Genomic DNA, 19941 nt, shown 5'->3' on the forward strand with positions numbered 1-19941 from the left:
CTATCGGTCACCTTCTCCTCACCGGAAACAACCGGTCCGCCCGACGGCGGCTTTACCTCTGAGGAGAACGATCATGGAAACCAAAAACACAGCTTCATCCGCCCTGTTTGGCGCGCTTGCCCTTGCCCTGTCGGGAACCGCCCTTCTCGCCCCCGGACAGGCCGCCGCCGCCGAAACCGAAAAGTGCTTCGGCGTCGCCATGGCTGGCAAGAACGATTGCGCGGCTGGTCCGGGCACCACCTGCGCCGGCACCTCCAAGGTCGATTACCAGGGCAATTCCTGGAAATTTGTTCCCAAGGGCACCTGCACGACCATGATGCTGCCCGGCGATCGACAGGGCTCGCTTGACGCCCTGACCCGCGACGTCCCGGCCTGATCCGACCAAAGGTACGGATAGAGGGTGCCCCGGCCGGGGCGCCTTTTTTCAAGGAGGTGCGCCATGAGTTCCCCTGTCACCAAAGGCCCCGGTTTCAGCGCGGGCCGTTTTCCCGATCTTGCGCCTGGCCCACGTGCCGGCGCCGGCTTCAAGCCGCAACATGCGGAAGCCATCCTTGCCGATGAATTCCGAATCGGTTTTCTGGAAGTGCATGCGGAAAACTATATGGGCGCCGGTGGGCACCCGCACCGCCTTCTCTCCGCGATGCGGCGCGAGTTTCCGCTATCCGTCCACGGCGTCGGCCTCTCGATCGGTTCCGAACAGGGGTTCGATCCCGAACATCTGAACCGCCTCGCCCAGGTCGTCGACCTCTATGAACCGGCGCTTGTGTCCGAACATCTTGCCTGGTCGACGCATGAGACCGTTTTCTACAATGATCTCCTGCCCGTGCCTTACAACCAGCGCACGCTTGCGCAGGTCGTTCGGCATGTCGACCAGGTCCAGGAACGGCTTGGCCGCCGCATCCTAATCGAAAACCCTTCGACCTATGTCGCTTTCGAAGCCTCGGACCTGAGCGAAACCACCTTCATTACCGAGATTTCAGCGCGCACCGGCTGCGGGCTGCTGCTTGATGTCAACAATGTCCAGGCCTCCGCTACCAATAACGGTTACGATCCCTATCGCTATCTCACCGAATTCCCGCTGCATCTGGTCGAGGAGATCCATCTGGCCGGTCATGCCGAAGATCTGGATGATGACGGCGCGCCCCTGTTGATCGACAGCCATGATCGACCCGTCGCCGACCCGGTCTGGGAGATGTTCGCGTTCGTCATCCGGCGAACCGGCCCTCTGCCAACGCTGATCGAATGGGACAATGATGTTCCCGACTGGTCGATCCTGCGCAAGGAGGCCCAACGCGCCGATGCCTGGCTTGATCACCTCGCAGCACAAAGCCAGATCGGGATGCGCCATGGCTGATCCTTTATCCTGTAAAACCGGTCAGGCTGCATTTGCCACCGGGCTTGTCGATCCGGAAGCCACGCTCCCGGTCGGGCTTCGCAGCCCGTCTGGCGGCCCGATGCACCGACGTTACGCCGTCTATCGCAACAATGTGACGGCGAGCCTGATTGAGGCCCTGGGCGCCATCTTTCCCACCGTGCGTAACCTCGTTGGCGAGACCTTCTTTGGCGGCATGGCGGCGCTCTATCTGCGAGCGCACCCGCCCACCTCACCGTTGCTCTTCACCTATGGCGCGACGTTTGCCGACTTCATTGCAGACTTCGCCCCGGCATCAGACCTGCCCTATCTTGCCGATGTCGCGCGTCTCGAAAGGCTCTGGCTCGACTGTTATCATGAAGCGGATGCGGCCCCCCTTGATCCTGCTGCCCTCGGCGGGATTCCGGCCGATCTTCTGCCCAGGCTGCGATTTGCGCCGCACCCGGCCTTGCGCATTGCCGAATTCCGCTTCAGCGCGGTCAGCATCGTTTCCCGCGATCGCAGCCGCAGCCCTCTTGATGGGTTTGACCCTTCTGTCCCCGAATGGGTGCTCATTACGCGACCGGACTGCGACGTCGAGATCCGGCATCTCGATCGAGCGGCAGCTTGCCTATTCGGCGCGCTTGCAGACGGAGCGCCCCTTGGCGAAGCCAGCAGCCGTGCGATGGCAATCGACCCGGCCCTACCTCTGGCTGGGCTGTTGCAAATGGCATTCGAGGCCGGTTGCTTCCAATCCTTCATCCTCCATGAGGAGCAAGACAGATGATGAAAACTGTTCGGTCGCTGCATGACGTTGTCTTTGGCACCCTCGAACATCAGGCCGACCGCTGGGCGCTCGGCATCGCACTGCGGTTGATTTTCCTGGCTGTGCTGCTGCCCTATTACCTGAACTCGTTCATGACCAAGGTCGGGCCGGGGCTCGGCGGCCTGTTCAGCATCCAACCCGGCGCCTACTACCAGATCGTGCCGCAGGCGGTGGAGGCAGCCGGCGGTGATGTCACGGCCATTTCCATCTTCCCCTATGGCCTGATCGTCTATCTCGGAACCTATGCGGAGGCGGTTCTGCCAATCCTGATCGTTCTCGGCCTCTTCACCCGTCTGGCCAGCGTCGGCATGATCGGCTTCATCCTGGTCCAGAGCCTGGTCGACGTGCTTTTCCATCAGGTGGATGCCGCAACGATCGGGAACCTATTCGACCGGTTTCCGGATGCCGTCATCCTTGATCAGCGCCTGTTGTGGATCGGCGTGCTTCTGCCGCTCGTGGCAAAAGGCGGTGGCGCACTTTCCCTCGACCGGTTGATGCGCCTTTCATGAAAAAGCCCTCCCGGAGGTACGGGAGGGCATGACAGGAACATTCCGAGGGGCCGCGATCAGTTGATCAGCTGGGCTTCGATCGCTTTGGGCGCTTCCGCCTTCTGGGCGGCGACGATCTCGATACGGCGCGGTTTCATCGCTTCGGGAATCTCGCGCACGAGATCGATATGCAGGAGGCCGTTCTTAAGATGGGCGGCGCGCACTTCCACATGGTCGGCAAGCTGGAAGCGACGTTCGAAGGCGCGCTTGGCGATGCCGCGATAGAGCACTTCACCGGCATTGGGCTCTTCGCCCTTGGCACCCTTGACCGTCAGCACATGCTGGTTGAGTTCGATCGCGAGCTCGGCTTCATCAAAGCCAGCCACGGCCATGGAAATCCGATAGCTGTTCTCGCCGGTCCGCTCGATGTTGTAGGGCGGATAGGCGGGCTGTTCGGGCTGGCCGAGCGTGTCGAGCATCGTGAAAAGACGGTCGAAACCAACAGTGGAACGGTAAAGGGGAGAAAAATCGACGTGACGCATGGTGTCCTCCTTCAGAGCAACGTTTGCGGTTTGGCGGGATGCGCCGTCCTGACCATCAGGCCCGGCTTCCCTGGCGAGGCCCGATCTCGGCGCCTCGTGCAATTCAGTTGGTAAGGTCGAAAGTCTTTTTCAAGGGATCGCCCTGCGAAATCAGATGAATGCAGGATGAACGTCGAATTCGGCAATGGTTCAGGCACCCTGTCGCATATTGGCACCATTGGGAGGTCCCCTCCCGAGCCGGCGCGCATGTCCCTTCCGCACCGGCTATTTTTTGGCAGGAATGACGGTCATGCCCCTCGACAGTCATTCCTGCCATCTTTCCGAAATTCCGAACCGCCTTCGAATCGTGCTAAGTCGTGTCGATCAGAACCTGAAAGATCCCGCCTCCACCAACCGGGCCCGATGATTGCAAGCATGACCGACATACTGCATGCCACGCCAGACAATCCGATTCCGGACAATCATTTTTCCGGTTTTTTCGAGTCCCATGACGGCGCAAAGCTCCGCTATGCCGTGTTCCGGTGCGATGCATCCGTGCCGCGCGGAACAATCGTACTCCTGCACGGACGCAATGAATCGATCGAGAAATATTTCGAAACCATTCGCGATCTGACCCGGCAGGGGCTCTGGGTCGCCACATTCGACTGGCGAGGACAGGGTCGATCGCACCGGCACCTGAAGAACCACCGGCGCGGACATGCGCGCAACATTCGGGATTTCGAGCGCGATCTCGACGCATTCCTGGAGAAGATCGTGCTGCCGGATGCCAAGCTGCCGTTCTTTGTGCTGGCCCATTCGATGGGCTCGCTGATCGCGCTCAAATCGGCACCGCACCTCGAAAACCGCATCGAACGGATGGTGCTTTGCGCACCCTTTGTCGGAGCAACCGGCCTCGGCGCGTCGGTCGGCCTGATGAAGTTCCTCTCCGGCCTGGCAACCTGGACCGGCTTCGGCTGGGTTCAATTCAGCAAAGACAGGCCCTATCGCACCTTCGAGAACAACGTTTTGACCAGCGATCCGCAGCGGTTCGCCCGCAACGAGACACTTGCCCGGACCTGGCCCTCACTGGCACTCGGCCCGCCGACGGCCCGCTGGATCCGCACAATGCTGCGCACGATCGAAGAGGTGCAGACGCTCGACCATCTCAAGAAGATCCGCATCCCATGCCTGATCCTAGCGCCCAGTGGCGACCGGATCGTGCCCTATCGCCATTTCGAGGAACTGTCACAGAAGTTCCGGGCCGGAAAGCTCGTCACCATCCAGGGTGCCGAGCACGAACTCCTTCAGGAGCGTGATCTCTTCCGCAACCAGGCGCTTGCGGCCATCGCCGCCTTCCTGCCGGGTTCGGATTCAGACCCGATGATCTTTTCGGGTGACTGACAGGGCGGTCGCGATCAGGATCTGAGGATCGCAGACACTTCCGCATGCAGTTCCGGCGTAGCGGCCGCAATGATATAACCGCCCATCTCGGGTCGACCGCCGTCCCAGCTGGTCATCACACCGCCGGCCTGCTCGATTACCGGAATGATGCCGCCGACATCATAGGGCTTCAGGGCGCATTCGACCACGAGATCGACATGGCCTGCCGCGAGCAGCGCATAGGCATAGCAATCGGTTCCGTAGCGAAACAGCCGCGAAGCCTTTTCAACGGTGCGATAGCGCACTTCATCCTGACCTTCGAACAGATGCGGCGATGTCGTGAACATCTTCGCCTTGGCGAGTTCCTTGCAGCCGCTGGTCTTGAGGATGCGCTCGCCGCCGGGACCGCGATAGGTCGATTTCGTTCCGTCTGCGAAATAGCGTTCGCCGGTAAAGGGCTGGTCGATCAGGCCCATGATGGCGCGCCCCTTGTGATAGAGGCCGATCAGCGTGCCCCAGACGGGAACGCCGGAAATGAAGGCGCGGGTTCCGTCGATCGGATCGATGACCCAGACATAATCGCGATCAAGCCCCTTCGAGCCATGTTCTTCACCGAGAATACCGTGATCGGGGAAATGCGCCTCGATCAGCGCGCAGATGGCCGCCTCGGCAGCCTGATCGCCCTCTGTGACAGGATCATAGTACTGGCCACCCTTGTCCGTCACATCCAGTCCGGAACGGAAACGCGGCAGGGTCTCGGCCTTTGCGGCATCAGCGAGACGATCGAAGAAAGCGCGGTCAGGGAGCATCATGGTCCTCGTTGGTCCTAAAGCCATTCCAAAGACCCGGAATGGACAAAAAATCAAGCCTTTGGCGGAAGGGGCGGGGAATTTTCCGGAGAGGCAAAAAAAGTTCCGCTGATTATGTCAATCATGTTGACTTTTTTGCAGTGCAGCAGTAGCGTTTATCTACAGTCTTCACCGGCTGTAAATGCCCTCCTTGGGTGTTTCCTCCCTAGACTTGACCGCGCTTGAAGGCGCGGTTCTTTTTTGGAGCAAGGTCTGGGATTTCACTCTGCCGCAAGCGACAGATCGCAGGCCGAGGATGTCGCTTCCGACGTAAAATCCTCGAAAAACCGGCGCAACATCTTGGCGATCAGCGCAAATTCGGGCTTCTTCTTCAGTGTCGCCTCATCGATATAGAGGGCGCGATTGATCTCGATCTGCAGGGCATGAAGGCCACGGGCCGGGCGGCCATAATGTTCGGTGATGAAGCCGCCGGCGTAAGGCTTGTTGCGGACCACCGAAAAACCCTGATCCTCAAGCAAACGCAGCGCCAGACGCGACAGTTCGCCGGATGCGGATGTTCCATAGCGATCGCCAATGATGAAATCGGGGCGGATGCCGCTTCCCGACAGGCGAATATTGCCCGGCATCGAATGGCAATCAATCAGGATGGCACGTTCAAACCGCGTATGGGTGCGCGCAATCAGTTTGCGGAGCGCATTGTGATAGGGCTTGTAGATCATCTCGATCCGCGACAGTGCCTCATCGACCGGCAGCCGATGCCTGTAAATTTCCATGTTCTCGGCAACAATACGGGGAATCGTTCCAAGCCCACCGGCAACCCGCACGGAGCCGGTATTGGCGTAGGGCGGCAACCGGCCATCGAACATCTTGGGATCGAGTTCATAGGGTTCGCGATTGACATCGACATAGGCCCGCGGAAACCGCGCCGTCAGCATCGGCGCGCCAAGATCGACACCGCAGCCGAACAATTCATCGACAAAGTGATCTTCCGATCGCCGGATCGCGAACTGGTCCAGCCGCGAATTCTCGACGAAACACCGGGGATAGGTCCGGCCGCTGTGCGGGGAATTGAAAACGAAAGGCAGGCGCTGTTCAGCCGGCTCCCAGATTTCGAATAGTTCCCCCTCCCGGAAATCCCAGATCATTCTGCCCTTTCTGAATTCCAAACATTCTGTTCTGATTTGGCATGTTGCCAGCAGGGGCGGACCAAGTCCATACTGGCGCCCATGGGAAATCCGGTTCCGCGGTCACTTTTTCAGTTGATCCTCGCGCCTGTTCACCGGATTTTTACCCCGCAGCCGCTAGGCTCCAAGCCGAATTCCGTTTGCTACGGACACGAAATGGGTGAAGACAGACAATGAGCCAGAAGATTCTTCTCGCAGAAGACGATAACGACATGCGCCGCTTCCTGGTGAAGGCCCTTGAAAAGGCCGGCTACCGTGTCATTTCCTACGACAATGGCGCCAGCGCCTACGACCGGCTGCGCGAGGAACCCTTCTCGCTTCTGCTGACCGATATCGTCATGCCGGAAATGGACGGCATCGAACTGGCCCGTCGCGCCACCGAACTCGACCCGGATCTAAAGGTCATGTTCATCACCGGCTTTGCGGCTGTTGCCCTGAACCCCGATTCGAACGCGCCGAAGGATGCCAAGGTGCTTTCCAAGCCGTTCCATCTCCGCGATCTCGTGGATGAAGTAAACAAAATGCTGGCGGCCTGAGCCTGGATTTCCAGTGCCTGCGCGGCGGCGCGGACAAAAAAGAAGCCGAAGCGCAAAAATGTCTATTGACCGGCGCACGGTTTTTTGGTCTATGCGCCGCCATCGGATGGGCGTGTAGCTCAGCGGGAGAGCACTACGTTGACATCGTAGGGGTCACAAGTTCGATCCTTGTCACGCCCACCATCCTTCTTCTTGAATATGTTGAGAAATCCCCTAACGGGGATTTTTCCTTTTTCTGGCATCGGCTGAGAGATTTCGGCTTCGGATACTGGCGGGCGGATCCAGCGTGGCAACATGGAAACATGCGGAGAGAGCCGGAACGCGTTCAGCGCCGACTCATCCGTTTCTCATTGTCCAACCAGCGACCATCCGAAAAGAGGTCACCATGGGCTCGTTACCCGGGTTGATACCCGACCGCCTGTTTTTTGCATCCAGATGGTCGGAGCCGGATCAGACCGGCGCTTCCCAGAGCTCGATATAGACATGATCGGGATCGTTGGCCTCGGCTAGCGCCGTACCGAAGAAAACGGCATCGCCGAGCGCGCGGTGCGGTCCGTCCGGCACCTCCAGAACAGCGCGCGTGCGGCCGAAGTAGCTGTCGTCGGCCTGCAGCACCATTTTGCCGGCATTGGTCACCATAACCGGTGTGCCATCGTCCATTTCGAGACAATAGCGCGCTTCGATCGCATAGGAACCATCAGGCAGGCGGTTGGCGAAATCGGCACCGCCCGGCAATATCTTCGCCGACCAGCCGATGCCCCTCGCCTCGCCGCCGACAATCGGGAACATTGCCCGCACAGTTCCCTGCGTGGTGGCAAATTCCAGCGCCGGGCCGATATCGGCGCGAATGACGATGGCCTTGCGGATGCCGGGCGTGCCGATCGTCTGGCTCGCCCCCAGCGCGGTCATGTCGAGTTCGAGATCGTCACGCTTCATGGGTAATCCTTCCGTTGCAGACGGTCATGCGGATGCCGAGACCGGCGATTTGCTCTGCGGGCGTGGCTTCAATATCGTCCGTTAGCAGCACCAGATCGGCGAACATGCCGGGGCGCAGGCTGCCGGTTCTGTCTTCCATGTGGCCGGCATAGGCACCATTGCGGGTGAAGGCGGCCAGAACCTGATCGAGCGGCAGCCGCTGGTCGGGCAGGCCTGGCAGATGCGGCTGGCGCGTCAGGGCCGTCTGGATACCGAGAAGCGGATCGATCGGCACGATCGGCCAATCCGACGAGAAGGCGACCGTGGCGCCGGCCTCGGCCAGCATCCGCCAGGCATAGGCGTAGGGTGCCCGTGCCTCACCGATGCTGCGGCTGGTCGGCGTTTCGCCCACGGGCGCATGCAGCGGCTGCACGGAGGCGATCACGCCGAGTTCGGCCAGGCGCGGAATGTCGGCGGGATCGATCATTTCGATATGCTCGATCCGGTGGCGGCTGTCACGCTTGCCGTTGGCCTTTTGGGCGGCCTCGTAACCATCGAGCGCAATGCGAACAGCGGCGTCACCGATCGCATGGACCGCAATCTGCAGGCCGCGCCGATCCACTTCAATCGCTGCCCGGCGAAAGCTTTCGGCATCGAAGATCGGATCGCCCTTCAGGCCCGGCCGGTCGGAATAGTCATCGAGCATGGAAGCGGTACCGCTTTCGATCACACCGTCGATGAAAATCTTGACCCGACCGCAGGTGAGCGTGTCACCGGTGAAATCTGAAGTCATTGCCGAAGCACGGTCGAGTTCGGAGAGGTCCATTTCGCGCGTCAGATGGAAGGGCACGGAAATGCGGGCCAGCAAGCCGCCTTCCTTCTCCACGTCGCGCAGCAGTTCCATGAGGTGGCGGTTGCCATCCATATTGTGCATCGCGGTAATGCCCTTGGAGGCGGCAAAGCGCATGCCGGACTTCAACGTTTCCATATCTTCGCGCCATTCGGCAGGCGTCGGCGTCACGGGTGGTTCGAGGCCGGACATGCCGAACATTTCGCGGCCGCCGGATGTCCGCAGTTCCAGCACCGGCAACAGCGCGAACTTTTCACGCAATTCGCCGGTGGCAAGACCATCGGAGCCCATCACCACTTCATTGCCCACCGGCAGCTCGCGGCCATTGAGAAGGCCCGCAGCCTTCAGCGCGGCCGTATTTGCAAACAGCGTGTGGAAGTCATAGGCCATGACGGCCAGCGGTCTGTCGGGGCACATGCTGTCGAGCGCATGGCGGTCGAGCCGCGTTCCCTTGCCGAGAATCTCGTAGTCAGCACCCTGGGCAAAAAGAAGTCCTTCGTCAGGCTTGGCAGCGGCAAAGGCCTCGACGGCAGCCTTCATGGCATCATAGCCCTTGATATCGCCCAATTGCAGTAGCGTCTGTCCATAGGCTCCTGAAAAGAGATGCAGATGGCTTTCGACGAAGCCGGGCATCAGAGTGGCGCCGTTACAATCGACAATCCGTGTATACTCATCTGCATGAGCCATCGCCGCCTCCCTGTCACCCACGGCAAGGATGCGATTGTCGCCGATGGCGACGGCCTGCGCCCGCGGCGCCGCCTCATCCATGGTCAGCACGCGGGCATTGAGGAAGATCAGCGAGGCAGTCATGCATTCGGTCCTTTGCGGATGGGAGACGAGAGACAGCCATCGTCGAACAGCAACTGGACCAGCGGCAAAAGTCGCTGGTTCAAGATCGCCTCGTGTTCCGAGAGGGTCTGCTCCTCGTCCGTTATGAGATTGATGAAACAGGGCATCCACACATCGTGCAGCAACTGGCCGAGATATTCGGTCGAAGCCTCGCCGCCGGCCCTCAGACGCAGATCGATGGTCGCGAGAAACTCGACCAGCACACCCACCAACGCCCGCGATACGCTGTGATACTCCGCGGCCAGCTCGGTCTCTGGATGGCGGATGGCGGCCGATTCCGCGTAACGCCAGACCCGCTTGCCCGCGATTTCCAGCGTGCGGCCCGAAACCCGGACGAACAGGGCAACAAGCATTGATCCGAGATCGAGCCCATCCTGCCAGAGAAGATCGCGATCATCTTCGCGCGCCTTAGTCGTCCCCTCGCTGATCAGTGCGATCAGTATGCCGTCCTTGGAACCGAAATAGTTGAACACCGTCGGCGCCGAGATGCCGGCGGCGGCGGCAATGTCGGCCATGGTGGTGGCATCAATGCCCTGCCGTGCGAAAAGTGTCCGTGCCGCGCCGATGATCTCGTCACGTCGCTTGGCCTTCTTGCGGCTCCGGAGGCCCTGCTCGGCCTGATTTTCGTCGCTCAAAGTTTCGGACATTAGCTTTTCACTGCAAAATATTTATGTCGATTAAATTTTTTATTGACTAAAGATATTTTGTCAATACTCATATCGCAGACCTTTGGGGACAAGAGGCAGATGCTCGACATTCGTGAACTATCCAAGCGTTTCGGTTACGGTAACGGCGCGGTGACCGCGCTGCATGAGGTCAACTTCACCATCGGGGAAGGCGAGTTCTTCACCCTCCTCGGCCCGTCCGGCTGCGGCAAGACCACATTGCTCAGGCTTATAGCAGGATTCTCCAGCCCAAGCGGCGGCGCCCTTGTTCTCGACGGCAAAGATATTGCCCGGATGCCGCCGAACCAGCGCCCGGTCAACACCGTGTTCCAGAATTATGCGCTGTTCCCGCATATGACAGTCGGCCAGAATGTCGCCTTCGCACTGGAAGCCCAGGGAAGGCCACGCACCGAGATCGCGCCCGCCGTCGATGCCATGCTGAAGCTGGTACAACTCGGCCATCTCAAGGATCGCAAAAGTTCGGAACTGTCAGGCGGCCAGCAACAGCGCGTGGCACTGGCCCGTGCGCTGGTGGCCAAGCCGCGCATCCTGCTGCTCGACGAGCCGCTTTCAGCGCTCGACATGAAGCTGCGCAAGGATATGCAGATCGAACTCAAGCGCCTCCAGCGAGAAACCGGCCTCACCTTCATCTTCGTTACCCATGATCAGGAAGAAGCGCTCACCATGTCGGACCGGATCGCGGTGATGAGCGGTGGCCGGGTGCAGCAGATCGCCACCCCGCGCGAGCTCTATGACCGGCCGGCCAACCGCTTTGTTGCGGGCTTCATCGGCGAATCCAACTTTCTGACCGTTCAGTCTTCGGGCGGTTCAGTTATCCTCGGCGGGAGCCGGACCCACCTTCCGGGCGCAACCGACGGCGCCCTCACATTGATGATCCGCCCCGAACATGTAGCGCTGTCATCGCATTTGCCTGAAGCGATCAACGTGACGGCGAAGGTCAAGCAGCTCGTCTTCTTCGGCACCGACACCCATGTCTACCTGACGCTGACTGACGGGACCGAACTGGTCGCCCGTATTCAGAATGCGCTCCATGGCAACCGCACCTTCGCCGAGGGCGCGACGATTAACATCGCACTGCCAACCGAAGCACTCCGGATCATTGCGGATACGGAGATTGAGGCATGAATGCTGCCGAAACCTGGCGCCGCTGGCTGCTGGCGCTCCCCTCCGTTACCGTCATCATGCTGTTTTCGATCCTGCCGCTCGGTGTGGTCCTCGCCTATTCCTTTCTGACGCCGGGCGATTTCGGCAATGTGAAGTGGATTTTCTCGACCGACGGCTGGTTCTCGGTCCTGTTTGAGCGCGATATCTTCGACGATACGGTCACAGTCTCGGACGCGCATCTGACAATCCTGATGCGCTCGATCGGCCTGTCACTGGCGACCACGCTTTTGACCCTGATCTTCGGCCTGCCAACGGCCTGGTTCATCGCGACCCGTCCGGCAGGGCAGCGCGGCTTCTGGCTGTTTCTCATCACCATACCCTTCTGGACCAACCTTCTGGTTCGCACCATCGCCGTCCAGGAGATGATCCGCTCGGAAGGTGTGTTCAACCGCATTCTTCTCGCTCTCGGCATCATCGATGAGCCGCTGCAGATGATGTTTACCAATTTCGCCGTGTTGCTCGGCATGGCCTATGTGTTCCTGCCGCTGATGGTGCTGCCGGTCTATGCAGCCATCGAGAAGTTCGATTTCCGGCTCGCTGAAGCGAGCTACGATCTCTATGCCTCGCGCCTCTATTGCCTCCGTCGGGTGATCCTGCCGCTGGTTCGGCCGGGCATCATTGCGGGCTCCATCCTCGTCTTCGTCCCCTCCCTCGGCGCCTATGTGACGCCGCGCATCATGGGTGGCGGCAAGTCGATGATGCTGGGAAACCTCATTGAAATGCAGTTCGGCCAGGGCCGCAACTGGCCGCTGGGCGCTGCCCTCGCCATAACGCTCACCCTGCTCGTGCTGGTGGCGCTGATCTGGTACACGAAAATCACGTCGGGCAAGAAGGAGCGCAACCATGGTTGAGCGCGGTTTCGACGTCAAACGGCTGCCGGGCGCGGCACTGCTCGCCATCACCTGCTTCATCATTCTCTATATTCCGATGGTGATCCTCGTCGCCTATTCGTTCAATGAGGGCAAGGTGATCGGCAACTGGGAAGGCCTGTCGCTGAAATGGTATGCCGCAGCGTTTCAGAACGAAGCTTTTCTCGATGCAGCCGTCAATTCCTTCATTCTGGCAACGACGGCTTCTGTGATTGCCACGTTGCTGGCAACCATGGCGGCGCTGGCAACGACGCGCGGCGAAGGGCTCAAGGGTGAAGGCATCATCCACATCATCCTCAACCAGCCGCTGATGGTGCCGGAAATCGTGCTGGCCATCGCGCTCCTGATCATCATCGGCCAGATCAAGGAAGCGACCGGCTATACCGGGCTCGGCTTTCTGATTGCGGCCCATACGACCTTCTGCATTCCCTTTGCCTACCTGCCGATCCGCGCGCGCCTCGAAGGTATGGATCTGAGCCTCGAGACAGCCGCCGCCGATCTCTATGCCAGCCGTTTCTACACGTTCCGGCGCGTGACGCTGCCGCTTCTGGCACCCGGCATCATGGCGGGCTTCATGCTGGCCTTCGTCGTCTCGCTCGATGACCTCGTGATGAGCGACTTCCTGAAATCGCCAGGTCAGGAAACGCTGCCGACCTATCTGATGGGTGAACTCCGCCGAAACCTCACCTCCGAGATCTACGCCATTTCTTCGCTTCTTCTTCTGATCAGCGTGCTGATCGTGGCGGGGTCATGGGTGGCAACACGCAAGAAAAACTGAACTTTCAGAGGAGAAAGCCATGAAATACGCATCCCGACTTGCCACAACCACCGCCATTCTGATGGCGACCGCCCTGCCCGCGCTTGCCGCCGGCCAGCTCAACATCTTCAATTTCGGCCTCTACACGCCGCCGGACATGATCAAGAAGTTCGAACAGAAGTATGACGTGAAGGTCACGCTCACTGAGTATGACTCCAACGAACAGGCGATGGCCAAGATCGAGGCCGGCGGTCATGGCTTCGATATCGTGGTGCCTTCGGCCTCCGTCGTGCCGATCTATATCGAAAAGGGCCTGCTCATGAAGAGCGAGCCCAATCAGATGTCGAACTTCAAGAATGTCGATCCCGAATGGGTCGATGTTGCCTGGGATTCGGGCCGCCACTATACTGTACCGTGGGTCTGGGGCACGACCGGCGTCATGGTCAACACCAAGGTTTACAAAGGCGATCTCAATACCTCCGCCATCTTCCTCGATCCGCCGGAAGAACTGAAGGGCAAGATCAATGTCGTTCCCTCGATGAACGATGTCATCGATATGGCGATCGGCTCGGTCGGCGGAGAACCCTGCACCACCGACAAGGCAATTCTGAAGGCCGCGCGCGACAAACTGATGGCGGCCAAGCCATCCTGGGCCTCGATCGACTATGCGAGCTTCGAGAAATTCATCAAGGAAGACCTGAATGCCTCGGTCTTCTGGTCGGGCGCCGCCATGCGCATCCGCGGTGAGAATCCGGGCTTCGCCTATGGCTATCCGAAGGAAGGTTTCTCGCTGTGGCAGGACAATGTCGCCATTCTGGCCGATGCCAAGAATGTCGAAAATGCCAAGCTTTTCCTGAACTTCATCATGGAACCGGAAAATGCGGCATTGATCTCCAACTACACGCGCTATGGCAATGCCATCAAGGGCTCGGACAAGTTCATGGACAAGGACCTGCCGAATGCGCCGGAAATGAATATCCCGGCCGAACTCAAGTCAGCGGCCCATTTCCAGGTGACCTGCCCGGCCGATGTCCAGCAAATCTACACCCGCATCTGGACAGAATTGACCAAGTGAAGCAAAACCATACCGGCTGGATATCCAGCCGGTAGCCACCGCGTTTAAAAGGAAAGCCGCAATGAGCTGGCGCATGCCCTCCGAGACTGCCCCGCATGATCGTACCTGGATGGCATTCCCCAGAGCGGGAGAGACACTCGGCGAAGGCGAAGCCTGGCAGCAGACCGGCTATCAGGCCTGGACGGATGTGGCGCATGCGATCGCGGAATTCGAACCCGTCACCATGGTCGTCGATCCATCTGAACGCGAACGCGCGCGCCGCATGCTCGGCAGCCACATCGAGCAGGTCGAGGCGCCGCTCGATGAATTCTGGATGCGCGATTTCGGCCCGACTTTCGTCGTCGACGACAGCCGGCCCGGCTTGCTTGGCGCAGTCGACTGGATCTTCAATGGCTGGGGCGACCACGGCTGGGCCGAATGGAAACAGTCGGCCGAAATCGCCCGCTTCATCGCCGCCCACAGCGGAGCCGAACTGGTGTCGAGCGTGCTCGTCAACGAGGGCGGCGGCATCCATGTCGATGGCGAAGGCACGGTGCTTGTTACCGAAACGGTTCAGCTCGATCCGCGTCGAAACCCCTATGCAGACCGACAGCGCGTCGAGGCTGAGCTGCAACGCACACTTGGCGCCACGAAGGTGATCTGGCTGCCGCGGGGACTGACCCGCGATTACGAACATTTCGGCACATCGGGCCATGTCGATATCGTTGCGACGATCGCTTCTCCGGGGGTGCTGCTGCTTCATCGCCAGCCCAATCCCGATCATCCGGACCATCAGGTCATGCGCGACATTCGCGCACTCCTCGAGACCACCACCGATGCCGCAGGCCGGCGCTGGACGATCCTGGATCTCGATGCACCGACGGAAATACGCGATGAGGATGGCTTCGTCGATTATTCCTATGTCAATCATCTCACCGTCAATGGCGGAGTGATTGCCTGTGGCTTCGGCGATGAGAAGACCGATGCAGCCGCGCGCAACGTGCTCGAAGCGGCCTATCCGGGTCGGAAGGTCGTGACGATCGATTCCCGGCCGATCTTTGCCCGTGGTGGCGGCATTCACTGCATCACCCAGCAACAGCCCTCCGTCAGACAGGCAGGCTGATCATGCCCGGCTTCGATGTCGTTGAAAAATCGATAGCCGAACTGCGCGCGGCACTCGAGGCGGGTACAGTGACAAGCGTCGAACTTGTCGAGGCCTATCTGGCACGCATCGCGGCCTATGATGTCCCCGGCACGGCAACGGCGCTCAACGCCATGGTGGTGATGAATCCGGATGCGCTCGCCGAAGCGAAGGCATCCGACGACCGGCGCATGCGCGGCGCGATCCTCTCGCCGCTCGATGGCATACCCTATACGGCCAAGGACAGCTATCTGGTGCGTGGCCTCACCGCTGCTGCTGGCAGCCCCGCCTTCGAACATCTCGTCGCCCAGCGCGACGCCTTCACCATCGAGCGGCTGCGTCTGGCAGGAGCCATCTGTCTTGGCCTGACCAACATGCCACCCATGGCTAATGGCGGCATGCAGCGCGGCGTCTATGGTCGCGCGGAAAGCCCTTACAATGCCGAGTGGCTGACAAGCGCCTTTGGATCCGGCTCGTCCAATGGATCGGGAACCGCCACGGCCGCCTCATTCGGCGCTTTCGGGCTTGGCGAGGAAACCTGGTCGAGCGGGCGGGCACCCGCCTCCTACAATGCGCTCTGCGCCTACACACCATCGCGTGGTGTCATTTCGGTACGCGGCAACTGGCCGCTTGTGCCCACCATGGATGTTGTCGTACCGCATACGCGCAGCTTGGCGGACATGCTGGAAGTGCTCGACATCATCGTCGCCGATGACCCGGACACGCGCGGCGACTTCTGGCGCGCCCAGCCATGGGTGGGCCTGCCGAAAGCATCCGAAGTGAGACCGGAGACCTATCCTGCGCTGGCCGCAAAGAACATGGTCGAAGCACGCGCGAAGCTCGCCGGAAAACGTCTGGGCGTGCCGCGCATGTATATCAATGCCGATCCACAAGCCGGTACGAACCCGACCGGCGGCATTGGCGGCGCGACAGGCAAGCCGATCGAAACCCGCGCCTCCGTCCTTACTCTCTGGCAACAGGCGCGATCCGACCTGGAGGCAGCGGGCGCAATCATCGTCGAGGTCGATTTCCCGGCCGTCAGCAATTACGAATCCGACCGTCCCGGCGCGCCGTCGATCCTGACGCGCGGTCTGGTCAGCCCGGAATTCCTTCACAAGGAACTTCTCGATCTATCCGCCTGGGCCTGGGACGACTTTCTGGCCGCCAATGGCGATCCGGCGCTGTCAACGCTTGCCAAGGTCGATGGAAGCCTGATCTTTCCGCATCCGCAAGGCGCTTTGCCCGACCGCTATACGGGCTTCGATGACTTTCTGCCGAACTATCCGGACCAGGTGCGAGAACATCCCTACGCTTCCTTTACCGCGATCCCGCATATGGAAGCAGGCGTGCGTGGACTTGAGGACACACGCAGGATCGATCTCGAACAATGGATGGAAGGGCGCGGACTTGATGCCGTGATTTTCCCGGCCGTGGCCGATGTCGGGCCAGCCGACATGGATGTCAATCCGGCTTCCGCCGATCAAGGCTGGCGGAACGGGGTCTGGGTCGCCAATGGCAATCTCGCCATCCGCCATCTTGGAATTCCGACGGTCACCGTACCAATGGGGACAATGGCCGATATCGGCATGCCGGTGGGCTTGACCTTTGCGGGCCGCGCCTATGACGACACCGCGCTTCTCGCCCTTGCCGCAGCCTTCGAGGCCACTGGTTCGCGTCGGACCGCGCCACCACGCACCCCGCCGCTCTGAAGCGGCGGAGCAGGATCTGACGGATATCAGACGCCGAGGCGGTCGCGCAGACCGTACCACCAGGCGCCGAGAGCCGTCAGCGGCACGCGGAAGGCTCTGCCACCCGGGAACGGCAGGCTCGGCAACGAAGCCCAGACATCAAACCGTTCGGCATGGCCGGCCACGGCTTCCCCGAGAATCTTGCCGAGCAGATGGGTTGTCGTCACACCATGCCCGCTGTCGCCATGCGAGAAATAGGCCGTATCGGTGAGACGACCGACATGCGGAATACGGGTCAGCGTCAGGGCGAAATTTCCGCTCCAGGCATAGTCGATCTTGGTGTTGGCCAGTTCCGGGAAGGTCTTGATCATGTTTGGCCGGATAATCCCAGTCAGATCGGCCGGATCCTGACCGCCATAACCGATCCCGCCGCCATAGAGGAGCCGATTGTCAGCCGTGCGCCGATAATAGTCGAGCACATAGTTAGCATCCTCGACGCAGTAATCGGCCGGCAACATGCGATCGAGCATCGCCGGATCGAGTTTTTCGGTGACCATCACCTGACTTGAGACCGGCATCATCCGCTCGGTGATCTTTGGCAGCAGATTGCCGAGATAGGCATTACCGCATACCAGCAGATAACGGGACTCCACGCGTCCACGCGCGGTCTTCACCAGCGGGCGCTTGCCGCTGAGATCGACGGCAACCGCGCGGGACTTTTCGAAAATGCGCGCGCCGAGCGCTTCGGCTGCACGGGCCTCGCCCAGAACGAGGTTGAGCGGATGGATATGGCCGCCGCGCGTATCGATCATGCCGCCGACATAGCGCTGGCTGCTGACATAGCGACCGAGATCCGACTTGCTGACCATTTCCATGCCGGAAATGCCGTAGCTTTCGCAGCTCGCCTTGACGGTTTCGAACTCGCGCATCTGCTTGGGCGTAAAGGCGGCAAAGAAGCCACCGTCGCGCACATCGCAATCGATCGCATGTTTGCGCGCCCGTTCCCGGATAATGTCACCGCCTTCGCGAGACATAAGGGCGAGCTTGCGGGCGGTTTCCGGACCGAAGCGGCGCTCGATCGTTTCGAAGTCTCGGCTGTAGCCATTGACGATCTGGCCGCCATTGCGCCCGGACGCGCCGAAGCCGATCCGTTCGCTCTCAAGCACGACGACGCTGAAGCCTTTCTCGGCCAGTTCGAGTGCGGCCGAGATGCCTGTGAACCCGGCACCGATGATGCAGATATCGGCTTCGAGAGCTCCTTCCAGTTCTGGCCGGATCCGTTTGTCGTTGGCAGTGGCGGCATACCAGGAAGCGATATGACCGGGGTTTTCGTGATTTGCTGCAACGTTCATGTTCAAGCCGTCCTGATGTAAGCGTCATATTCGACGTCGGTGACTCTGAGAGCGAATTCCTGCAGTTCCTGGCGTTTGCAGGCTGTATAGAGTTGGCGGAACTCCGGACCGACGGCTGCAAAGGCAAAGCCGGATTCGGCGAAATTCTGCACCGCTGCGTGCCAGCTGCGTTCCAGCGGCTCCATATCGGAAGGATGGTCATCGCCGGTGATCGGCCCGCCCGGCTGCAACTTCTCGACCATGCCCATATAGGCCGCCTGCAGGATCATCGCGAGAACGAGATAGGGGTTGGTGTCGGCACCGGCCACGCGATGTTCGATACGGGTCGCCGAGCGTCCTGCCTTGATCACCCGGACAGCGGCCGAACGGTTGTCGATGCCCCAGGATGCATAGGTCGGCGCATGCTCGCTCGGCGTCAGGCGACGGAAGGAATTGGCATGCGGCGCAAAAATGGCCGTGCTTTCCTGCATGTATCGCAGCAAACCGCCGACGGAATGCATCAACGCATCGGTGGGACCATTTTCGTCGGCATAGATATTCTGCCCAGTAGAATCGATCATCGAGAAATGGACATGCATGCCGCTGCCGGCCTGGGTGCCGTAAGGCTTTGCCATGAAGGTCGCATCGAGCCCATTCTTGCGCGCCACACCCTTGACGATCCGCTTGAGCAGCACCGCATTGTCGGCCGCGCGCATCGCATCGGGCAGATGGTTGAGGTTGATTTCATACTGGCCGGGTCCGTTTTCACGCAGTGTCGTATCAGCCGGCACGCCCTGAGCGCGGCAAACCGCAGCGATTTCGCTGAACACATCTTCGAAATCCTGCAGTTCGGAAATCGAAAGAACCTGGGTCTGCCCGGTATGCCACCGCCCTTCCCGCGTGTTGGGCGGGCGGACTGGATCAAGCGCCGAACGCACCGGGTCAATGAGGTAGAATTCGAGCTCGGTTGCCACGACAGGCCGGAGCTTCATGCGCTCGAAACGAGACAGGACATTGGCCAGCACCTGACGAGGATCGGCATAGAAAGGCTCGCCCGCCGCATTCTGCATGCTGAGCATCACCTGGGCCGTCGGACGCTTCAGCCAGCCGACACGGGCGAGGGTGCCGGGAACCGCCCGGCAGATCCCGTCCGGATCGCCCGTCCCTTCGGCAAGACCGGCATCGTTGACGTCACGACCCCAGATATCGAGCGCGCAGACCGAACGCGGCATCGCCATGCCTTTGACCAGCACTTCGACGGCACGTTCGCGCGGGATCCACTTGCCGCGCGGAACACCGTTCACATCAATCACGAAAGCTTCCAGCACCTCGACATCCGGATTCCGCTCCAGAAAATCGCGCGCTTCCTGTTCATCAATCATAGGTCACCATCATTTGGGACAGCCATGCCGACGCAAGGACGTCGGGGCTTCCCTGAATGTTCAAGAATTGGGTTGGGATATGCCGACTGTGTTGCGGCATGGGCATGCTTCAGCCTTTGGCTAGCGGTCCTTCGTCGACCTTCATGAAGCAGTGCATTTG

Annotated in this window: 20 protein-coding genes and 1 tRNA gene; 13 read left to right on the forward strand and 8 right to left on the reverse strand. The window is 60.3% G+C overall.

Annotation, left to right across the window (positions count from 1 at the left end):
• The first annotated feature begins 73 nt into the window (after positions 1 to 73).
• The 4 genes from Q4481_RS15140 to Q4481_RS15155 all read left to right on the forward strand — a co-directional run bounded on the left by Q4481_RS15140 (position 74) and on the right by Q4481_RS15155 (position 2686).
• The gene (locus tag Q4481_RS15140; RefSeq protein ID WP_304377231.1) at positions 74 to 376 is read left to right on the forward strand and encodes a BufA1 family periplasmic bufferin-type metallophore; all 303 of its coding nucleotides are present in this window, start codon (positions 74 to 76) and stop codon (positions 374 to 376) included.
• A 63-nt stretch (positions 377 to 439) separates the two neighbouring features.
• Positions 440 to 1354 carry an MNIO family bufferin maturase gene (bufB, locus tag Q4481_RS15145; RefSeq protein ID WP_304377232.1) on the forward strand — a complete coding sequence of 305 codons (915 nt, stop codon included), beginning with the start codon at positions 440 to 442 and terminating at the stop codon, positions 1352 to 1354.
• Positions 1308 to 2138 (forward strand): HvfC/BufC N-terminal domain-containing protein, encoded by an 831-nt coding sequence (locus Q4481_RS15150; RefSeq protein ID WP_304377233.1) that lies wholly within the window; start codon positions 1308 to 1310, stop codon positions 2136 to 2138. The genes bufB and Q4481_RS15150 overlap by 47 nt, the downstream gene beginning before the upstream one ends.
• A complete protein-coding gene (locus Q4481_RS15155; protein ID WP_304377234.1) occupies positions 2135 to 2686 on the forward strand; it encodes a DoxX family protein in 552 nt (183 codons plus the stop codon). The genes Q4481_RS15150 and Q4481_RS15155 overlap by 4 nt, the downstream gene beginning before the upstream one ends.
• Before the next feature lie 56 nt (positions 2687 to 2742).
• Here the strand turns inward: Q4481_RS15155 and Q4481_RS15160 are convergent, their stop codons facing one another.
• Positions 2743 to 3207 carry an Hsp20 family protein gene (locus tag Q4481_RS15160; RefSeq protein ID WP_304377235.1) on the reverse strand — a complete coding sequence of 155 codons (465 nt, stop codon included), beginning with the start codon at positions 3205 to 3207 and terminating at the stop codon, positions 2743 to 2745.
• A 414-nt stretch (positions 3208 to 3621) separates the two neighbouring features.
• Between Q4481_RS15160 and Q4481_RS15165 the strand changes: the two genes are divergently transcribed.
• Positions 3622 to 4587, forward strand: coding sequence for an alpha/beta fold hydrolase (locus tag Q4481_RS15165; RefSeq protein WP_304377236.1), 966 nt, complete (start codon positions 3622 to 3624; stop codon positions 4585 to 4587).
• A 14-nt stretch (positions 4588 to 4601) separates the two neighbouring features.
• Here the strand turns inward: Q4481_RS15165 and hisN are convergent, their stop codons facing one another.
• Positions 4602 to 5375 carry a histidinol-phosphatase gene (hisN, locus tag Q4481_RS15170; RefSeq protein ID WP_304377367.1) on the reverse strand — a complete coding sequence of 258 codons (774 nt, stop codon included), beginning with the start codon at positions 5373 to 5375 and terminating at the stop codon, positions 4602 to 4604.
• A gap of 260 nt (positions 5376 to 5635) precedes the next feature.
• Entirely contained in the window at positions 5636 to 6520 is an 885-nt protein-coding gene (locus Q4481_RS15175; RefSeq protein ID WP_377353136.1) for an N-formylglutamate amidohydrolase, read from the reverse strand.
• 212 nt (positions 6521 to 6732) lie between these two features.
• On the opposite strand from Q4481_RS15175, the gene cpdR1 reads away from it, so the two are divergent.
• Together cpdR1 and Q4481_RS15185 are read left to right on the forward strand one after the other, a co-directional pair.
• A complete protein-coding gene (gene cpdR1 / locus Q4481_RS15180; RefSeq protein ID WP_201657372.1) occupies positions 6733 to 7095 on the forward strand; it encodes a response regulator CpdR1 in 363 nt (120 codons plus the stop codon).
• 108 nt (positions 7096 to 7203) lie between these two features.
• Positions 7204 to 7278: transfer RNA gene (locus Q4481_RS15185), tRNA-Val, on the forward strand.
• A gap of 267 nt (positions 7279 to 7545) precedes the next feature.
• Here Q4481_RS15185 and Q4481_RS15190 read toward each other — a convergent pair.
• From Q4481_RS15190 to Q4481_RS15200, 3 genes are read right to left on the reverse strand one after another with little or no spacing between them, the layout of a single operon-like run.
• Positions 7546 to 8031, reverse strand: coding sequence for a DUF3237 family protein (locus Q4481_RS15190; RefSeq protein WP_304377237.1), 486 nt, complete (start codon positions 8029 to 8031; stop codon positions 7546 to 7548).
• Complete coding sequence (locus tag Q4481_RS15195; protein WP_304377238.1) at positions 8021 to 9670, reverse strand: amidohydrolase; 1650 nt, start codon at positions 9668 to 9670, stop codon at positions 8021 to 8023. Before Q4481_RS15195 ends, Q4481_RS15190 begins: the two co-directional genes overlap by 11 nt.
• Positions 9667 to 10356, reverse strand: a complete 690-nt coding sequence (locus Q4481_RS15200) for a TetR/AcrR family transcriptional regulator (protein WP_304377239.1) — start codon at positions 10354 to 10356, stop codon at positions 9667 to 9669. The genes Q4481_RS15195 and Q4481_RS15200 overlap by 4 nt, the downstream gene beginning before the upstream one ends.
• A 99-nt stretch (positions 10357 to 10455) precedes the next feature.
• On the opposite strand from Q4481_RS15200, the gene Q4481_RS15205 reads away from it, so the two are divergent.
• From Q4481_RS15205 to Q4481_RS15230, 6 genes are all read left to right on the forward strand, one after another.
• Positions 10456 to 11520 (forward strand): ABC transporter ATP-binding protein, encoded by a 1065-nt coding sequence (locus Q4481_RS15205; protein WP_304377240.1) that lies wholly within the window; start codon positions 10456 to 10458, stop codon positions 11518 to 11520.
• Positions 11517 to 12410 carry an ABC transporter permease gene (locus tag Q4481_RS15210; protein ID WP_304377241.1) on the forward strand — a complete coding sequence of 298 codons (894 nt, stop codon included), beginning with the start codon at positions 11517 to 11519 and terminating at the stop codon, positions 12408 to 12410. Before Q4481_RS15205 ends, Q4481_RS15210 begins: the two co-directional genes overlap by 4 nt.
• Positions 12403 to 13206: an ABC transporter permease gene (locus Q4481_RS15215; RefSeq protein WP_304377242.1), complete on the forward strand. Its 804-nt coding sequence runs from the start codon at positions 12403 to 12405 to the stop codon at positions 13204 to 13206. Before Q4481_RS15210 ends, Q4481_RS15215 begins: the two co-directional genes overlap by 8 nt.
• Before the next feature lie 19 nt (positions 13207 to 13225).
• Positions 13226 to 14260, forward strand: a complete 1035-nt coding sequence (locus tag Q4481_RS15220; RefSeq protein ID WP_304377243.1) for an extracellular solute-binding protein — start codon at positions 13226 to 13228, stop codon at positions 14258 to 14260.
• Between the two features lie 61 nt (positions 14261 to 14321).
• On the forward strand, positions 14322 to 15362 hold the full coding sequence (locus Q4481_RS15225; protein WP_304377244.1) for an agmatine deiminase family protein: 1041 nt from the start codon (positions 14322 to 14324) through the stop codon (positions 15360 to 15362).
• Between the two features lie 2 nt (positions 15363 to 15364).
• Positions 15365 to 17089, forward strand: coding sequence for an amidase (locus tag Q4481_RS15230; protein ID WP_304377245.1), 1725 nt, complete (start codon positions 15365 to 15367; stop codon positions 17087 to 17089).
• Positions 17090 to 17115: 26 nt separating this feature from the next.
• On the opposite strand, the gene Q4481_RS15235 is transcribed toward Q4481_RS15230, so the two are convergent.
• Positions 17116 to 18420: an NAD(P)/FAD-dependent oxidoreductase gene (locus tag Q4481_RS15235; protein ID WP_304377246.1), complete on the reverse strand. Its 1305-nt coding sequence runs from the start codon at positions 18418 to 18420 to the stop codon at positions 17116 to 17118.
• Positions 18421 to 18422: 2 nt separating this feature from the next.
• Positions 18423 to 19781: a glutamine synthetase family protein gene (locus tag Q4481_RS15240; RefSeq protein WP_304377247.1), complete on the reverse strand. Its 1359-nt coding sequence runs from the start codon at positions 19779 to 19781 to the stop codon at positions 18423 to 18425.
• Between the last annotated feature and the right edge of the window lie 160 nt (positions 19782 to 19941).

Source organism: Fluviirhizobium alvei (assembly GCF_030551875.1).
GTDB lineage: Bacteria > Pseudomonadota > Alphaproteobacteria > Rhizobiales > Rhizobiaceae > Rhizobium_E > Rhizobium_E alvei.